The sequence below is a fragment of the Streptomyces sp. NPDC021012 genome, assembly GCF_044333355.1.
In the GTDB taxonomy this organism is placed as follows: Bacteria; Actinomycetota; Actinomycetes; order Streptomycetales; family Streptomycetaceae; genus Streptomyces.
Genome location: NZ_JBIRQU010000005.1, coordinates 173389 through 188223 on the forward strand (window position 1 = coordinate 173389; position 14835 = coordinate 188223).

18 protein-coding genes are annotated in these 14835 nt (G+C 72.7%); 8 read left to right on the forward strand and 10 right to left on the reverse strand.

Annotated elements, in window-relative coordinates; translation table 11 throughout:
* Nucleotides 1-136 precede the first annotated feature (136 nt).
* On the forward strand, nucleotides 137-778 hold the full coding sequence (locus ACH4TP_RS18250) for a TetR/AcrR family transcriptional regulator (protein ID WP_398181407.1): 642 nt from the start codon (nucleotides 137-139) through the stop codon (nucleotides 776-778).
* Nucleotides 779-845: 67 nt separating this feature from the next.
* Nucleotides 846-1646, forward strand: coding sequence for an alpha/beta fold hydrolase (locus ACH4TP_RS18255; RefSeq protein ID WP_398438524.1), 801 nt, complete (start codon nucleotides 846-848; stop codon nucleotides 1644-1646).
* A gap of 20 nt (nucleotides 1647-1666) precedes the next feature.
* Here ACH4TP_RS18255 and ACH4TP_RS18260 read toward each other — a convergent pair whose 3' ends face one another.
* From ACH4TP_RS18260 to ACH4TP_RS18270, 3 genes are all read right to left on the reverse strand, one after another.
* Nucleotides 1667-2476, reverse strand: coding sequence for a hypothetical protein (locus ACH4TP_RS18260; RefSeq protein ID WP_398438525.1), 810 nt, complete (start codon nucleotides 2474-2476; stop codon nucleotides 1667-1669).
* Between the two features lie 95 nt (nucleotides 2477-2571).
* Entirely contained in the window at nucleotides 2572-2853 is a 282-nt protein-coding gene (locus tag ACH4TP_RS18265) for a hypothetical protein (protein ID WP_398438526.1), read from the reverse strand.
* Between the two features lie 314 nt (nucleotides 2854-3167).
* Nucleotides 3168-3908 carry a GNAT family N-acetyltransferase gene (locus tag ACH4TP_RS18270; protein WP_398438527.1) on the reverse strand — a complete coding sequence of 247 codons (741 nt, stop codon included), beginning with the start codon at nucleotides 3906-3908 and terminating at the stop codon, nucleotides 3168-3170.
* 111 nt (nucleotides 3909-4019) lie between these two features.
* On the opposite strand from ACH4TP_RS18270, the gene ACH4TP_RS18275 reads away from it, so the two are divergent.
* The gene (locus ACH4TP_RS18275) at nucleotides 4020-4781 is read left to right on the forward strand and encodes an SMI1/KNR4 family protein (protein WP_398438528.1); all 762 of its coding nucleotides are present in this window, start codon (nucleotides 4020-4022) and stop codon (nucleotides 4779-4781) included.
* Nucleotides 4782-4857: 76 nt separating this feature from the next.
* On the opposite strand, the gene ACH4TP_RS18280 is transcribed toward ACH4TP_RS18275, so the two are convergent.
* From ACH4TP_RS18280 to ACH4TP_RS18295, 4 genes are all read right to left on the reverse strand, one after another.
* Nucleotides 4858-5394 carry a hypothetical protein gene (locus ACH4TP_RS18280; protein ID WP_398438529.1) on the reverse strand — a complete coding sequence of 179 codons (537 nt, stop codon included), beginning with the start codon at nucleotides 5392-5394 and terminating at the stop codon, nucleotides 4858-4860.
* A 131-nt stretch (nucleotides 5395-5525) separates the two neighbouring features.
* The gene (locus tag ACH4TP_RS18285) at nucleotides 5526-5789 is read right to left on the reverse strand and encodes a hypothetical protein (RefSeq protein WP_398438530.1); all 264 of its coding nucleotides are present in this window, start codon (nucleotides 5787-5789) and stop codon (nucleotides 5526-5528) included.
* Nucleotides 5790-6200: a VOC family protein gene (locus ACH4TP_RS18290; protein ID WP_398181384.1), complete on the reverse strand. Its 411-nt coding sequence runs from the start codon at nucleotides 6198-6200 to the stop codon at nucleotides 5790-5792.
* Between the two features lie 70 nt (nucleotides 6201-6270).
* On the reverse strand, nucleotides 6271-7665 hold the full coding sequence (locus ACH4TP_RS18295; protein WP_398438531.1) for a glutamate decarboxylase: 1395 nt from the start codon (nucleotides 7663-7665) through the stop codon (nucleotides 6271-6273).
* Nucleotides 7666-7852: 187 nt separating this feature from the next.
* Between ACH4TP_RS18295 and ACH4TP_RS18300 the strand changes: the two genes are divergently transcribed.
* Entirely contained in the window at nucleotides 7853-8602 is a 750-nt protein-coding gene (locus ACH4TP_RS18300) for a class I SAM-dependent methyltransferase (protein WP_389222849.1), read from the forward strand.
* A 40-nt stretch (nucleotides 8603-8642) separates the two neighbouring features.
* On the opposite strand, the gene ACH4TP_RS18305 is transcribed toward ACH4TP_RS18300, so the two are convergent.
* Together ACH4TP_RS18305 and ACH4TP_RS18310 are read right to left on the reverse strand one after the other, a co-directional pair.
* The gene (locus ACH4TP_RS18305) at nucleotides 8643-9011 is read right to left on the reverse strand and encodes a hypothetical protein (RefSeq protein ID WP_389222847.1); all 369 of its coding nucleotides are present in this window, start codon (nucleotides 9009-9011) and stop codon (nucleotides 8643-8645) included.
* Nucleotides 9012-9102: 91 nt separating this feature from the next.
* Entirely contained in the window at nucleotides 9103-9759 is a 657-nt protein-coding gene (locus ACH4TP_RS18310) for an MBL fold metallo-hydrolase (RefSeq protein ID WP_398438532.1), read from the reverse strand.
* Between the two features lie 127 nt (nucleotides 9760-9886).
* Between ACH4TP_RS18310 and ACH4TP_RS18315 the strand changes: the two genes are divergently transcribed.
* From ACH4TP_RS18315 to ACH4TP_RS18330, 4 genes are all read left to right on the forward strand, one after another.
* Nucleotides 9887-10795 (forward strand): helix-turn-helix domain-containing protein, encoded by a 909-nt coding sequence (locus ACH4TP_RS18315; RefSeq protein ID WP_398438719.1) that lies wholly within the window; start codon nucleotides 9887-9889, stop codon nucleotides 10793-10795.
* Nucleotides 10796-10916: 121 nt separating this feature from the next.
* Nucleotides 10917-12386, forward strand: coding sequence for an APC family permease (locus ACH4TP_RS18320; RefSeq protein ID WP_398438533.1), 1470 nt, complete (start codon nucleotides 10917-10919; stop codon nucleotides 12384-12386).
* A complete protein-coding gene (locus ACH4TP_RS18325) occupies nucleotides 12383-12820 on the forward strand; it encodes a hypothetical protein (RefSeq protein WP_398181374.1) in 438 nt (145 codons plus the stop codon). The genes ACH4TP_RS18320 and ACH4TP_RS18325 overlap by 4 nt, the downstream gene beginning before the upstream one ends.
* Nucleotides 12817-14163 (forward strand): threonine/serine exporter ThrE family protein, encoded by a 1347-nt coding sequence (locus tag ACH4TP_RS18330; RefSeq protein ID WP_398438534.1) that lies wholly within the window; start codon nucleotides 12817-12819, stop codon nucleotides 14161-14163. Before ACH4TP_RS18325 ends, ACH4TP_RS18330 begins: the two co-directional genes overlap by 4 nt.
* Here ACH4TP_RS18330 and ACH4TP_RS18335 read toward each other — a convergent pair.
* Nucleotides 14160-14690 (reverse strand): hypothetical protein, encoded by a 531-nt coding sequence (locus ACH4TP_RS18335; protein ID WP_398438535.1) that lies wholly within the window; start codon nucleotides 14688-14690, stop codon nucleotides 14160-14162. The genes ACH4TP_RS18330 and ACH4TP_RS18335 overlap by 4 nt on opposite strands.
* Between the last annotated feature and the right edge of the window lie 145 nt (nucleotides 14691-14835).

Consider the following 14835-nt stretch of genomic DNA (forward strand, 5'->3'; position numbering starts at 1 on the left):
GGTTTCCCTCCCCGTGATGGCGCCGTGAGCGCCGTGATTGCGCGGTGAGCGCCCTGATTGCACCCCGCGATTCGGAACTGGACGGTACAGTACTCACACAGGAACTAGACTGTCCAGTACTCATTGAAGGAGACGCATGGACACCACCGGACAAGGCCGCTCGGCCCGCAAGCACCAGGCGATCATGGAGGCCGCGACCGCGGTGTTCCTGGAGAAGGGCTACGCCGGCACCAGCATGGACGACATCGCGAGACTGGCCGCGGTGTCCAAGCAGACCGTCTACAAGCACTTCTCCGACAAGGAGAAGCTCTTCGCCGACATCGTCCTGGCCACCACCGACCGGCTCGACACCGCGATCGACCTGCTGGCCGACGTCCCGACCGACGCCACCAACCTGGAGGAGAACCTGACCCTGCTCGCCCGCCGGTTCCTGACCACCCTCACCCATCCCCAGGTCATCCAGCTGCGGCGCCTGATCATCGCCAACGCCGACGTCTTCCCCGAGCTGGGCACCGAGTGGTACGAGAAGGGCTTCGAACGGGGGCTCTCGACGCTGGCCGCGACCTTCCGGCGACTGGCCGACGAAGGGCTGCTCCGCGTCGACGACGCACTCCTGGCCGCGAACCACTTCTCCGGGCTGCTGCTGTGGATCCCGGTGAACAAGGCCATGTTCACCGGCCGCTCCCAGCACACCGAGGCCGAACTCGACCGCTACGCCGCCGCCGGCGCCCGAGCCTTCCTCGCCGCCTACCGCCTACCGCCTGCCGCCGACCACTGACCGCTGTCCGCTGTCCGCTGTCCGCCCCACCGCGACAGCTGATCCTCCAGAACGGGAAAGAGGCCGCATGACCTGGTCCGAACGCACCGTGGAACGCGAGGGCGTCCGGCTGTCCTGCCGCGACTGGGGCGGATCGGGAACCCCCGTCGTCCTGCTGCACGGGCTCGCCGGGCACGCGGGCGAATGGGACGCCGTCGCCCGCGATCTGAGCCCCCGCCACCGGGTCGTCGCCGTCGACCAGCGCGGCCACGGCGCCAGTGAGCGCCACCCGCGGGACGTCTCCCGGGCCGCGTACGTCGGGGACGTCGTCGCCGTGCTCGAACAGCTCGGCCTCCGGCAGCCCGTCCTGGTGGGCCAGTCGCTGGGCGGGCACACCGCCATGCTCGCCGCCGCCGCGCACCCCGGGCTCTTCCGCGCCCTCGTCCTGGTGGAGGCCGGGCCGGGCGGGCCGAACCGCGACGTCCAGACGGAGATCGGGGGCTGGCTCGACGCCTGGCCCCGGCCGTTCCCCTCGCGGGAGGCCGCCGTCGAGTTCCTCGGCGGCGGCCCGGTCGGCGAGGGCTGGGCGGACGGCCTCGCGGAGCGCGACGGCGGCTGGTGGCCGCGCTTCGAACGCGACGTGCTGGTCGGGTCGTTGGCGGAGATCGCCCAGCGGTCCTTCTGGGACGAGTGGTCGCGGATCACCTGCCCGACCCTGGCCGTCCTCGGCCAGTCGGGGATCATCCCGCCCGAGGAGACCGGCGAGATGCTCCGGCTCCGCCCCGAGACCGTGGCCCTGAGCGTCCCCGGGACGGGACACGACGTCCACCTGGAGCGACCGGACGTCCTGCGGCACGTCCTCGGCGAGCTCCTCGGGGGACTCGCCTGAGCTGCTTCGAGCGGGGCTCCTCACGGCGAGCCGAGTGCTCCCCGGGGCCAGAACCGGGACAGGGACGACTCCTTGAACGGCTGGGGGCTCACGGTGAGGTCGCCGGTGAAGGGGCGGTCGAGCACCAGGACCAGGAGGAGGCTGAAGCCGATCAGGGCGGCGACGCTGGCCACGAAGAGGAACTGCGTCCTCAGGCTGCGGAGGCCGTAGAGGAAGGTCAGCGGGATGATCACCAGCGCGCCGCCGTAGACCAGGACCTGGAGCAGCACCGGGAGTTCGTTCGTGGCGAGGTTGATGCGTTCGCGCCGCATGGCGGCCGCGTCGTCGAGGCGGGTGACGGCCTCCCCGTAGAAGGTCTGGGCGCGCGCCGTGGGCGGCTCGTAGGCCTCCAGGGCGTCGTACACCGCCCCGAGCTTCCTGGACGTGACGTCGAAGCTCGGCCGTCCGTCGCGCATCCTCGGCCACTGCACGTCGACCACGGCGTGTACGTACTCGCCCACCGCCCTGTCGACCCGCGCCCGCTCCGCGGGCGGGAAGGACCGGGTGGTGCGGATGACCAGGGAGATGTCGGTGGCCTCCTGGGAGACCACGGTCTGGGTGTGGTCCAGCTGCGTCCACAGGGTGACGACCACGAACGCGAGGATGATCCCGTAGATCGCGCCGAACATGCCGAGGACGACGCCGGCCATGTCGTTGTGTTCGCCCTCGGCCAGGCGGGGGAACCGACGGCGGGCGAGCGCGCTGCCCGCGACGGCGACGAGCACGATCCCGCCGACCATCAGCAGGGCCAGCACGAACGTGCTCAGGTGGTTGAGCAGCCACAGCGCCACAAGCGGTCTCCTGGGGGGTACGTCACGAATGCCGGCGGTCGAGGTCGACGGCGGCCGGCCGCGCTCCCCGCCACTGCCGCCGCCGCTGCCGCCCGTCAGTTGTCGGGGACGACCAGGAACGTGGGCCGGTCCGGGTTCTCGGGGTCGATCAGGTCGACCGGGCCCTGGAGCCTGTACGCCTGGTTCTCCGGCGGGAACCCCGTGAGGCCGCTGCTGTCCATGCGGGCGGCGAGGGCGCGCGGCACGACGACCTGGTCGCCGCTCAGCGTGATCTCCCCCGCGTCGAGCCCTTGCGCCTCCGCCGCCTGGGCGAGCACGTCGGCGACGTCCTCGGCCGCCTGACCGTCCGCCGGAGCGATCCGGATCTCGTCCCTCATGTCGATCAGCTCTTTCCCGTCCGGCCGCCTCGGCGGCAGAGCACACGCCCCCGCCCAGCCTGGGGCCCGCCCGCGCGAGGACCGCCGCGCGATGCCCCGTGTCCGCCGGAAGGGGTTCGTACGGGGTACTCGGGGGGCCGCTGAACGGCCGTGACGGCCGGCCCCTTCCTCTCCCGCGCCGGTGGGCGGCGACTTCAGCCCGGCCAACTGACCGGCCCGGACAGGGGGCGGGGTGCCCGGCCGACGACGCGTCCCGCCCGCGCCCGGCCCCTGAGCCTCCGAGTCTCCGGGCCTCCGGTTCGGGGGCTCGGAACCTACGCCGTCGCCGGGACGGAGGACCACCAGGTCGAGGGGGCCGCGACGGTGTAGCCCAGGGACTCGTACAGAGGCCTGCCCAGCTTCGAGGCGGTGAGGGTGACCGGCAGGTCGGCCACGTGGGCGAGGGCGCCGAGCATGACGGCCCGGCCGACGCCGCGCGACCGGAAGGCCGTCGACGTACCGATCCAGTAGTGGCTGCCGATGCCGTCGTCCACGACGCTGACGCCGGCCCCCGCGGCCACGCCGTCGACCAGGGCGAGGAACACGTCCACGCCCGGCTGCTCGACCAGCGCCGCCGGGAACAGCCCGCCGGGGCGGTCGGGCTCGAATCCGTCCAGCTCGAAGCTCTCGATCACGATCCGCTCGGCCGCCTGGAGGTCCTCGGGCTTCTCCACCCGGAACACGTCGAGCGCCGGGGCGTCGACGGGGGCGGGCGGGCGCAGCATGACCGGCATCTGCCAGTTGCGCATGCCCAGGTGGTTCAGGTCGGTCGAGCTGAACGGGTCCTCGGCGGTCACCGGGCCCGAGGCGCGGCGCACCAGCTCGCTCAGCTCGGCGAGTTCGCCCGGGTCGAGGTCAGGCTCCTGGACCAGGACCCGCACACCGGCCCGCTCGCCGCCGTCGACCGCGACGAATCCGCGGCGCCGGACGACCTCGTTCCCCCGGGCCAGGCCGGTCGCGGTCCACAGGGCGGCGGAGTTGCGGGCCTGCCGCAGCGGCGCGTCGGCGAGGGTCACGGCCGTAGTAGATCTTGTCGTCATTGCGCCTACGCTAGTGCTCAATTGCCCCGTCCCACAGGCCAATTGCACACAGGACGACTGGGCCACCTTCGGGCTAGCGTGTGCCGCATGGACGAGAACGTGTGGGCGGGCGTACGGGAGCGGGTGCTCCGGCTCGCCGAACACCCCGAAGCGGACCAGGTCTTCGGCGCGCGGGGGCACGGCTTTCGGCTCGGTCCGGTCATGAGCGAGGAGCAGCTCCGGGCGCTGGAGGCGGAGCTCGGCACCGGTCTGCCCGCGCAGTACCGGGGTTTCCTCCTCCATGTCGGAGCGGGAGGAGCCGGTCCCCACTACGGCCTGATGACGCCGTCCCCGGGCGAGGACGGGTGGCAGTGGCGCGGCACCGGCCTCACCTTCTCCGCCCAGCCGACCACCGCCGGGTTCGCCGGCCGGCCCTTCGTGGCCGAGGCGCTGCAGGGCGAGCTCGACGAGCTCGACGCGCAGGAGCCCGAGGAGGACTCCTTCGCGAGCGACGAGGAGTTCCATCGCGCCCAGTCGGCCTGGAACGAGCGCTACGAGGAGCTGTACGACGCGCAGGAGGCGGGCGCGGTCTTCCTCGGCGAGCAGGGCTGCGGCTACACGTCGCTGCTGGTGATGACGGGCCCGCACCGGGGTGCCGTCTGGGAGGACCTGCGGGCGGCGGACCTGGGGATCCGGCCGACCGGGCACGACTTCGGCCACTGGTACAGGAGCTGGCTGGAGCGCGCCGAGCGACAGCTCGGCACCTGGCGGGGCGACGACGACGCGGTGGGGACGCGGGAGGCTGTCCGGGCCTCTCGAAAGGCCGGTTTCGGAGTGCTGGTGGACCGGGTGAGGGGGATGTTCCGATGAGCTGATCGACCGTGCGCTCCGCGGTCCCGCGTCACGAGGCCCCGCGTCACGAGGCCCCGCGTCACGAGGCCCCGCGTCACGAGCCGCAGGTGCCGACCGGCAGGAGTGCGGCCACCTCGCCCAGCGGGATGTCCACGGCCCGCCCGGCGTCCGCGACCTCCAGGCCCAGGACGCCCTCGCCGCTCGCCCGCAGGACGCCGCACCAGGTGCCCGAGGCGGTGGACACCTGGACCAGGGCCCCCGTCGCCGAGGCCGCTTCCTCTTCCTCCGGCCACCACGCCGTGCTGGCCGCGACGGCGACCAGGAGGACGGCGAGGAAGGTGAGGGCGATGCCGAGGCGCAGCCGCCGCCCGGCGCGTACCGCGTCCGTCGTCGGTCCCGCGTGCAGCGGCCAGGCGATCCGCGCCACGAGGTACGTCGCCGCGCACGCGACGCCGAGGGCCAGCAGCACCAGGACCCCGGCCACCGCCTCCACGACGCGCGGCGCCCCCGAGCCGCCCGTGCCGCCGCTCTTGATCGCCCCGCACAGCCCCGCGAAGCCCAGCACGGCGAGCTGGAGGGTCAGCCAGCCGCGCGCGGAGGTCTGCAGTCGTTCGCCCGCCTCGTCCGTCATGCCGTCAGGATGGCGAATCCCGGGGCGGGTCGGCGGCGCACACGCGGGCGAGGACCCCGTCTGGAGGGCGGTCCCCCCTCAGGCCGTCGCCCGCTTGAGGAGGGCGACGACGCGGTCCTCCGTGGCCCCTCTCAGGTACGGGGGGCGTGCAGCAGCAGCGTCCTCGCGCGTTCCGCACGGCGGGACAGTACGTAGTCGTAGGGCGATGCCCCGTACGCGAGGCGGAACCGGCGGCTCAGGAGGCCCGGGGGCAGGTCCGCGGCGCGGGCCAGCGCCAGGACGTCCAGGGGGCGGGCGTACTCCCGGTCGATGCGGTCGCGGACGCGGCGCATGCGGGTGAGGTCCTCCAGGTGCCGCGCCGTGGTGCGGGCCTGCGCCCAGCCGGGGCGGCACATCTAGCGGACTTCCTGGATGCGGATCAGGTTGCCCGCCGGGTCGCGGAAGGCGCAGTCGCGGATGCCGTACGGCTGGTCCGTCGGCTCCTGGACGACCTCGGCGTCCGTCGCCCGGACCTTCTCGAAGACGGAGTCGAGGTTCGGGGTGGCCAGGAGGATCCAGCCGTACGTGCCCTTGGCCATCATCTCGGTGATGGTGCGTCGCTCCTCCTCGGTGATGCCGGGATCGACGGCCGGCGGCGCGAGGAGGATCGACGTCCCCGGCTGCCCCACCGGGCCGACCGTGATCCACCGCATCCGGCCCTGGCCGACGTCGCTGCGGACCTCGAAGCCGAGGGCGTCCCGGTAGAAGGCCAGGGAGGCGTCCGGGTCGTCGTGCGGAAGGGCGCTGGTGTGAATGGTGATGTCCATGGACTTCACGCTAGTTCCGGGCCCCGGTTCCGCGCTTCTCGAATCCTGACCGGTGTCGGACGAAGTCCCCTCAGTGGTGGAATCCCGCGCGGTCGGCGTCCGACGGCACGCCCTTCTCCAGGCGTTCCAGGCAGTGGCGGATGTCCTGGGCCAGGAGGTCGACCTCGTCGCGGCCGATGCCGTGGCGGATCAGGACGCGCTGGATGACGGTCTCCTGCCGCTCGGGGGGCAGCGGGTAGGAGGGGACCTGCCAGCCGCGCATCCGGAGCTGGTCGGAGAGGTCGTACAGGCTGAAGCCCGCGCCCTCCGGGTCGGTGAGGGTGTACGAGACGGCGGGCAGCCCGCCCTGCCCGTCGTAGAGCAGCGTGAACGGGCCCATGTCCGCGATCTGTTCGGCGAGGTACCGGGCGGTCAGCGCGCACGCCTCCTGGACGCGCCGGTATCCGGCCCGCCCCAGCCGCAGGAAGTTGTAGTACTGGGCGACGATCTCGCCGCCGGGGCGGGAGAAGTTCAGGGCGAACGTCGGCATGTCGCCGCCCAGGTAGCTCACCCGGAAGACGAGGTCCTCCGGCAGCAGGTCGGCGGTCCGCCACACCGCCCAGCCCACGCCGAGCGGCGCGAGGCCGAACTTGTGGCCGGAGGCGTTGATGGAGGAGACCCGCGGCAGCCGGAAGTCCCAGACGAGGTCCCGGTGGAGGAACGGGGCGACGAAGCCGCCGCTCGCCGCGTCGACGTGGATCGGGACGTCGAGCCCCGTCTCCTGCTGGATCCGGTCGAGTTCCGCGGCCAGCTCGGCGACCGGCTCGTAGTCGCAGGTGTAGGTGACGCCGAGGATCGCGACGACGCCGATGGTGTTCTCGTCGACGTACTCCTTCAGCTGGTGCGGCCGCAGGCCGGTGGCGCCCGGCTCCAGCGGGATCTGACGCAGCTCGACGTCGAAGTAGCGGGCGAACTTGTCCCAGCAGATCTGCACGGGCCCGCAGACGAGGTTCGGCCGGTCCGTCGGCTTGCCCTCCTTGCGGCGCTTCTCCCGCCACCGCCACTTCAGGGCCAGGCCGCCGAGCATCGCGGCCTCGCTGGAGCCGGTGGTGGAGCAGCCGATCGCCGTGCCCTCGCCTGTCGCGCTCCCGGGGGCGTTCCACAGATCGGCCAGGATGTTCACGCACCGCGACTCGATCTCGGCGGTCTGCGGGTACTCGTCCTTGTCGATCATGTTCTTGTCGAGGCACTCGTTCATCAGCCGGCGGACCTCGTCGTCCGTCCACGTCGTGCAGAACGTCGCGAGGTTCTGCACCGAGTTGCCGTCGAGCAGCAGCTCGTTGTGGAGCATCGCGTAGACGACCGCGGGGATGTTCGACTCCTCCGGCATCCGGTGCTTCGGCAGGACGCGCTCGCTGAGCGCGGAGGCGAACACGTCCGTCGCCGCGTCAGCGCTCTGCGGGGCCTTCATCTCGTGGAGCGCCACAGTTTCCCCTTCGATCAAAGGTGTCGTCGACAGTCCTCTCATCAACCCACGGGGCCGGGCGGGGCGCCCGGCAGCGGCCGGGACCGTTGGCCCACCCGGGTGAGGGGTACGTCCAGGCCCTGTCCTGCGGCTTCCCCGACCAGTACGTTCCGGACGAAGTGGATCATCATCGGAAGGCTCCCACCTCATGACCTCTCGTACGATCAGCGCTCCCGACCAGCACACCGCAGCCTTCGCCGAAGCCTTCGAGGCCTACGACGACCTCCCCGAGCGCCTCATCGGGTACCCCGCCGTCTTCCACGCCCTCGGCATCGGCTCCTGTGCCGTCCGTACGGTCCTCGACTACGGCTGCGGGCCCGGCAAGGTCGCGACCCGGGTCGTCGAGGCCTCCGACGCGAGCGTGATCGCCGTCGACCGCTCGCCGCACATGCTGGAGATCGCCCGTACGCGGCGCCCGCACCCGCGGATCGACTACCGGGCGGCCGGGGACGGCGGTCTCGACGGCCTCGCCGACGGTTCCGTCGACGCCGCCATGGCCTGCTTCGTCTTCACCACCACCGGGGACATCGCCGACCTGCACGACATCGCCGCCGAGACGCACCGCGTGCTGCGCCCCGGCGGCCGGTTCGCCGTGCTCGACGCCAATCCGCGCACGGCGGGCATCCGGTTCTCCACCTTCCGCGGCGGCGAGCCCGGCCGGGTCTACACCAAGGGCGAGCGGCGGCGCTCCCGCCGGGAGCTGCCCGGCGGCGCGGCCCCGCTGGAGACGGTCGACCACCACTGGCCGTGCCAGACGTACCTGGACGTCCTCGGCAAGGCCGGGTTCACCGACCTGGACGTCCACGAGCCCGTCCTCACCCACCGCTCGGCGCTGCTCGGCGGCGATCCGGCGGAGGCCGGGCACCCGCCGTTCCTCGTGGTCTCCGGGGTCAGGTGACGGGCGTGGGACGACGGGCGTGGGACGACCGGCGCGGCGGTCAGCCGTCGGAGTAGCTGAAGTCCCCCACGGTCCAGGCGCTGACGTCCGCGATGGCGACGCGGTACATGCCGCCGGTCTCGGGCATCCCCACCGTGCCCTGGAGGATGCGGGCGAGGTGGAAGTGGAGGTGGGTGGGGGGCTCCACGGTCTTCAGCTCGTCCCGTACGGGGGAGAAGACCCCGGAGAACTCTCCGAGCCGGGCCGAGTCCGTCAGGACCTCCGACACCCGCTGTCTCCACAGGGCCTCCGGCGCGAGGCGCCCGGTGATGACCACTCCCCCCGCGACGACGGTCAGGGACATCTGGTTGCTCCGCCCGGACTCCACGGTGGCGGCGACGTCGACGAGCAACTCGTCAGGGATCGACATGGAAGACGAGTCTAGGCACACGGGGCAGGGGCGGGCCCCCTTGGGCGGCTCCTAAAGTGGCGCGGTGTCGTCCGCCCGGCTCGAACGGCTTCTAGAGCGGTGCCGTGTCGTCCGCCGGGAAGGCGGGGCCGTGGCCGGGGACGATGACGTCGGCGGCGGCGAGGACGCGGAGGCGCGAGTTCCGCAGGACCGTGTGGTCGGGGGCCACCGGGTCCTCCACGGGGCCGTTCGGCCGCCACCAGAGGTCGCCCACGAAGGCGACGACGCCCTCGCCGGTGCCCGCGAGGAGGGTGATGTCCTCGGCGCTGTGGCCGGGGGTGCGGATCAGCCTCAGCGACGGGGCGAGTTCGTGTCCCTCGGCGTCGCGGTCGGTCCACTGGTCGGCCTCGTAGACCGCCTTGTGGTCGTGGACGCGGGCCCGGCCGAAGAGGCCGACGTTCATGGTGTTGTCGGGGTGGTGGTGGCTCAGCACCACGTCGGTGATGTCGTCGGGGCCGAGGCCGAGCGCGGCGAGCGGGCCCAGGATCCGGTCGCGGCTCGCGACCATGCCGGGGTCGACGATCACGTGCCGGTCGCCGTCGCGGACGTACGAGACGGTGGCGGCGACCCCGGGGCCGGTGGAGAGGGTGTAGCCGGTGGTCAGGACCGTGTAGGTGGCGGTGCGGGCGGTGGGGGCGTCGCCGTGAGCGGGGAGGGCGTCGCCGTGAGCGGGGAGGGCGTCGCCGGGGAGGTTCTTCGTCGTCGTCATGGCCCCAAGTCTTCTGTGGGGCAAGGACCTTCACGAGTGGCCGTCCTGCCACTGATCGCGGGAATCGTGCCACACTGCCCCGGTGCCTTTCCTCACCGTCGCCGCCTACGCCCCGCACGGCGTCGGGATGCTCGGTGCCGGGATCGTCTCCGAGGTGTTCGACGCGCGCGGACAGGGCCTGCCCGCCTTCGACTTCGCGCTCTGCACCGACCGGCCCGGCCGGGTCCGTACCGATGTCGGGCTGCCGCTGGTCGTCGACCACGGCCTGGACCGGCTCGCCGGTGCCGATCTGGTGATCGCCCTGCCGTGGGCCGGTTTCCGTACGCCTCCGGCCCCCGCCGTGCTCGACGCGCTGACCGCCGCGCACGCGCGCGGGGCGCTGGTCGCGGCCCACTGCGTCGGGGCCTTCGCGCTCGCCGCGGCCGGGCTGCTCGACGGGCGGCGGGCCACCACCCACTGGCGGTTCGCCGGCCTCCTCGCCGAACGGCACACGGAGGTCGCCGTCGAACCCGACGCCCTCTACGTCGACCAGGGCACGGTCGTCACCGGCGCGGGCGCCGCCGCCGGCTTCGACCTGTGCCTGCACCTGCTGCGGCGGGAGTACGGGGCGGCCACGGCCAACGCCATCGCCCGGGACCTGGTGCTGCCGTCCCACCGCGACGGCGGCCAGGCCCAGTACCTGGCGACGCCCGTGCCCGAGGACAGCCGGGACGAGCGGCTCACCGAGGTCCTCGCCTGGGCCCGGGAGAACCTCCACCAGCCGCTGCCCGTCGCCGAGTTGGCCCGCAGGGCCCTGATGAGCCGGCGTTCCTTCGCCCGCCGCTTCGCGGCCTCGACCGGCACCACCCCGCACGCCTGGCTGCTCGGGCTGCGCCTCAGCCGCGCCGAGGAGCTCCTGGAGACGACGGAGCTCCCGGTGGAGGAGATCGCCCGCGCGGTCGGCTTCGGCAGCGCGGCGGTGCTCCGCGCCCAGTTCGTCCGCCGCCGGGGCGTGCCCCCGCGCACGTACCGCCGCTCCTTCGGCCGTACGCCCTGAGGCACGTACCCCACTCCGACGAGTGGTCCGGACCCGTCCCCCGTACGGCCGATACCGGTTGCCGGGCCCCCAGGGCCGTTCAAGGCTGAACCGACGTCCTGCGTACGTACGGGAGGGCCCCTTGAGCAGCCTCGACACACCGGCCGAAGTCCCCAGGCCGCGGGCCGCGGTGCGGACCGCCGCGCCCAGCACCATGACCTGGGTGACGCTCGCCCTGATGACGACGGCGTCGGTCGCGAGCCTGCGGGCCGCGCCGACGATGGCCGTCTACGGGCTGGCCTGCGTGTTCCTCTACCTCGTCCCGGCGATCGTGTTCCTGCTGCCGACCGCCCTGGTCTCCGCGGAGCTCGCCTCCGGCTGGAACGGCGGCGTCTACCGCTGGGTCGCCGAGGGGCTGTCCAAGCCGCTCGGATTCCTCGCGGTCTGGTGCCAGTTCGCGATGACGATCTTCTACTACCCGAGCCTGCTCGCGTTCGTCGCCTCGACCATCGCGTACGTCATCGACCCGTCCCTCGCCTCGAACGGCGTCTACACGGCGATCGTCATCATGGTCCTGTACTGGACCGGCGTCTGGGTCTCCTCGCGCGGCACCAAGGCCCTCGCGGGACTGTCCAGTTGGGGCCTGATCATCGGCACGCTCGTGCCGGGCACGATCCTCGTCGTGCTCGGCATGGTCTTCCTCGGCCAGGGCAACCCGTCCGCCGCGCCGATGGACTCCGGTCACCTGCTGCCGGAGTGGACCGGACTCGCCAGCCTGGTCCTGATCGTCAACAACTTCCTGTCGTACTCCGGCATGGAGATGAACGCGGTGCACGTCTCCTCGCTGAAGGATCCGGCGAAGGAGTACCCGAAGTCGATGTTCCTGGCGATGGGCCTCGTCCTGCTGATCTTCATCCTGCCCGCCCTGGCCATCAGCTGGGTCGTGCCGGCCGATCAGCTCAGCCTCACCGCCGGCGTGATGCAGGCCTTCGACGCCTTCTTCTCGTACTTCGACGTCGGCTGGATGACCCCGATCGCCGCCGTCATGCTGATCTCCGCCTCCCTGGCCGGCATGCTGACGTGGCTCGCCGGGCCGTCCAAGGGCCTCCTGGAGATCTCCCGCCAGGAGGGCTACCTGCCGCCGTTCCTGCAGAAGCTCAACAAGTTCGGCATCCAGCAGAACATCCTGGTCACCCAGGGCGTCGTGACCTCGGTCATCGCCCTGATGTACGCGCTCATCCCGAACGTGTCGAGCGTCTACTGGATCTTCTCCACGATCACCACGCAGGTGTACCTCATCGTGTACCTGCTGATGTTCGCCGCCGCGATGCGCCTGCGGAAGACACAGCCCGACCACCCCCGCGGCTACCGGGTGCCCGCCCTGGGCCTGGTCTGCACCGTGGGTCTGCTCGCCTCGCTCGCGGCGCTCGGCATCGGATTCGTACCGCCCTCCCAGTTCGGCGGCGGCAGCGTCTGGTCGTACGTCCTCTTCATCGCCTGCGGCCTGCTCGTCCTCGGCTTCCTGATCCCGTGGCTCTTCCTGAAGTTCCGCAAGCCGGACTGGCGCACCGCCGCCGCCTCCGGCACTTCGAGCGAGGGAGACCGGGCATGAGCCCCACCCGTTTCGCCTCCGAGCACAAGTGGATCTACTGGGGCGCGATCGTGCTCCTCGTCGGCCTCGCCGTCACCGGGGTCATCCGGTACGCGAGCGTGAAGAAGAACAACGAGACGCATGCCAAGGCCGAGCAGCTCCAGGAGGAGCTGGTGAAGGCCGGGTACCCCTCCCCCGACACCGACACCGTCCAGCAGCTGCTCGGCACCGACGGCGGCCCGGTCTGCGAGGACCCGGGCGGCGCCCTCAACACGGCGCTGTGGAAGATCCAGCAGGCCAACGGCGCCACGGGCCCCGGCATGCGGCCGGTCATCTCCGACACCAGGGCCGTCCAGGCCGAGCGGATCGTCCTGCAGGTCTACTGCCCGGACAAGCTCGACGACTTCGACGAAGAGCTGAAGGACCTCAAGACCGACGACACCGTCCGCCGGTGACGGGCGGCCCCGAGCCCGAGCACGCCCTCGATCCCGGCCCTGGTCCTCGTCCCGGGCACGGTCCCCACGCCGCCCCCGGGCACGGTCCCGACGCCGACCCCGGGGACGGCCCCGGCGCCCTGCACGACTTCCTCCGTGAACTCACGCGGTTCATGCTGACGTTCAGCGGAGAGGGCGCCGAGGGCGTCGACCGGGTCGTCCGGGGCGTCGCCCGTACGTACGGCGGCCGTGCCGAGACCGTGCTCGTCGCGGACGGCGCCGTGCTCTCCGTGACCGCCGGGGACCGCACGCTCACCTCGACCGTCACCGCCTTCCCCGACGTCTCCCGGCTCGACCGGGCGGTCGCGCTCAAGGAGTTCGTCGAGCGCGTACGGGACACCCGGCCGCCCCTGCCCGAGGCGGCGGCCGGGCTGCGGCGGATCGAGACGCTGCCCGCGACGGTGCCGCGCTGGGCGCGGGGCGTCGGCATCGTGCTGTTCTCCGTCGGGTTCGCGCCCGCCGTGCAGCCGACCTGGTACGAGATCGGCACCACCGCCCTCCTCGCCGCCCTGGTCGCGCTCCTGACCGTCCTGTCGGACCGGCGCCCGCGCCTCGCCCGCGTCCTGCCGCTGCTCGCCGCCGCCCTGGTCTCGCTGGTGACCCTGGGGCTGCTCCGGCCGGGCCAGGAGCACGGCGGCCCGGTGCTGATCATGCTTCCGGCGCTGTTCTTCTTCGTGCCCGGCGACCTGCTGAGCGCGGCCGCCGCCGAACTCGTCGGCGGTTTCCTGTCGACCGGCGCCGTCCGCCTCGTCTACGCCCTCGTCCTGCTCCTCCAGCTGTACGTGGGCGTCCTCCTGGGCGTGGCCGTCACCGGCACGCCGACGAGCGCGCTCCTCGACACGGCGCAGGACGCGGACCTGTCCCGCTGGGTGATCGTCGGGAGCTGGGCCGTCTTCACGGCGGGCCTGTTCCTGGCCTTCGGGGTGCCGTGGCGGCTCGCGGGCCCGGTGACGGGGCTCGTGTACCTGTCGCTCGGCGTCCAGGCGGCGGGCACGGCCCTGATCGGCGAGGTCGGCGGCACGTTCGTCGCCGCGATGGCCCTCGCGGTGGCCGCCGACCTGCTCTCCCGCCCCGCCGGACGCCCGCCCCGGCTGGTCCTCTTCCTGGGCGGCTTCTTCACCCTCACCGTCGGCTCGCTCGGCCTTCGGGCGCTCACCTCCCTGGCGGGCGGGCACGTCCTGCACGGCTTCCACGACCTCATGGACTTCCTCACGGTCGTCACGACGATCGCGGTCGGCCTCCTGGCGGGGGCGGCGCTCGTACCGGCGCGGGTGGAGAGGGAGTTCCCGAACGGCGGCCCCTAGGGTCCGCTCGGTTCGAACGGGTCGAAGCAGACGACCCGGCCGGGACCGCAGACCTCGGCGCCCGTCGGGATCTCCGTACGCTCCGGGAGCTCGTACGTCACGAACGTGATCGTCCTGCCCGAGGGGAACCTCACCGTGGCTTCCCTCGGCGGGGTCACGTGCTCCGGCGTCCCGCCGGTGAAGGCGAAGGGCCCGGCGGCGTTCTCGACGACGCTGACGGTGAGCCACATGACCGGCGGTCCCGCCTGATCGCCCACACCGTGCGGAGCGGCCCTGCCCACGTGCACGTAGCCCTGCGGCTTCCGCCCGGCCGCGAGGCCGAAGCACTCCCGGTCCGCGCCCCGCTCGCGGATCGACACCTGGCAGTACGTGTCGGCGTCCGGCATCCAGGCCAGGTCCCCCGTCCCCGCCGGCCGGCCGCGCCGCAGGACCGCCACGTCGGACAGCGCCGGGACGGCCGTATCCGCGGGGAAGACCTTCCACCTGCGGAAGGCCTCGACCAGCTTCGCGTCCTTCGCGGTGATCACCGCCGCGCCCAGCGGCGTGGCGGGGCCGCGCTCGGGCGGTTCGGGAGAGCGGGAGGAGGGAGGAGCGGAAGAGGCCCGGGCCTCAGGTGGAGGGGTGGCCCCCGTGCACCCGGTCGCGACGGCCAGCAATACACCCGCACTCACG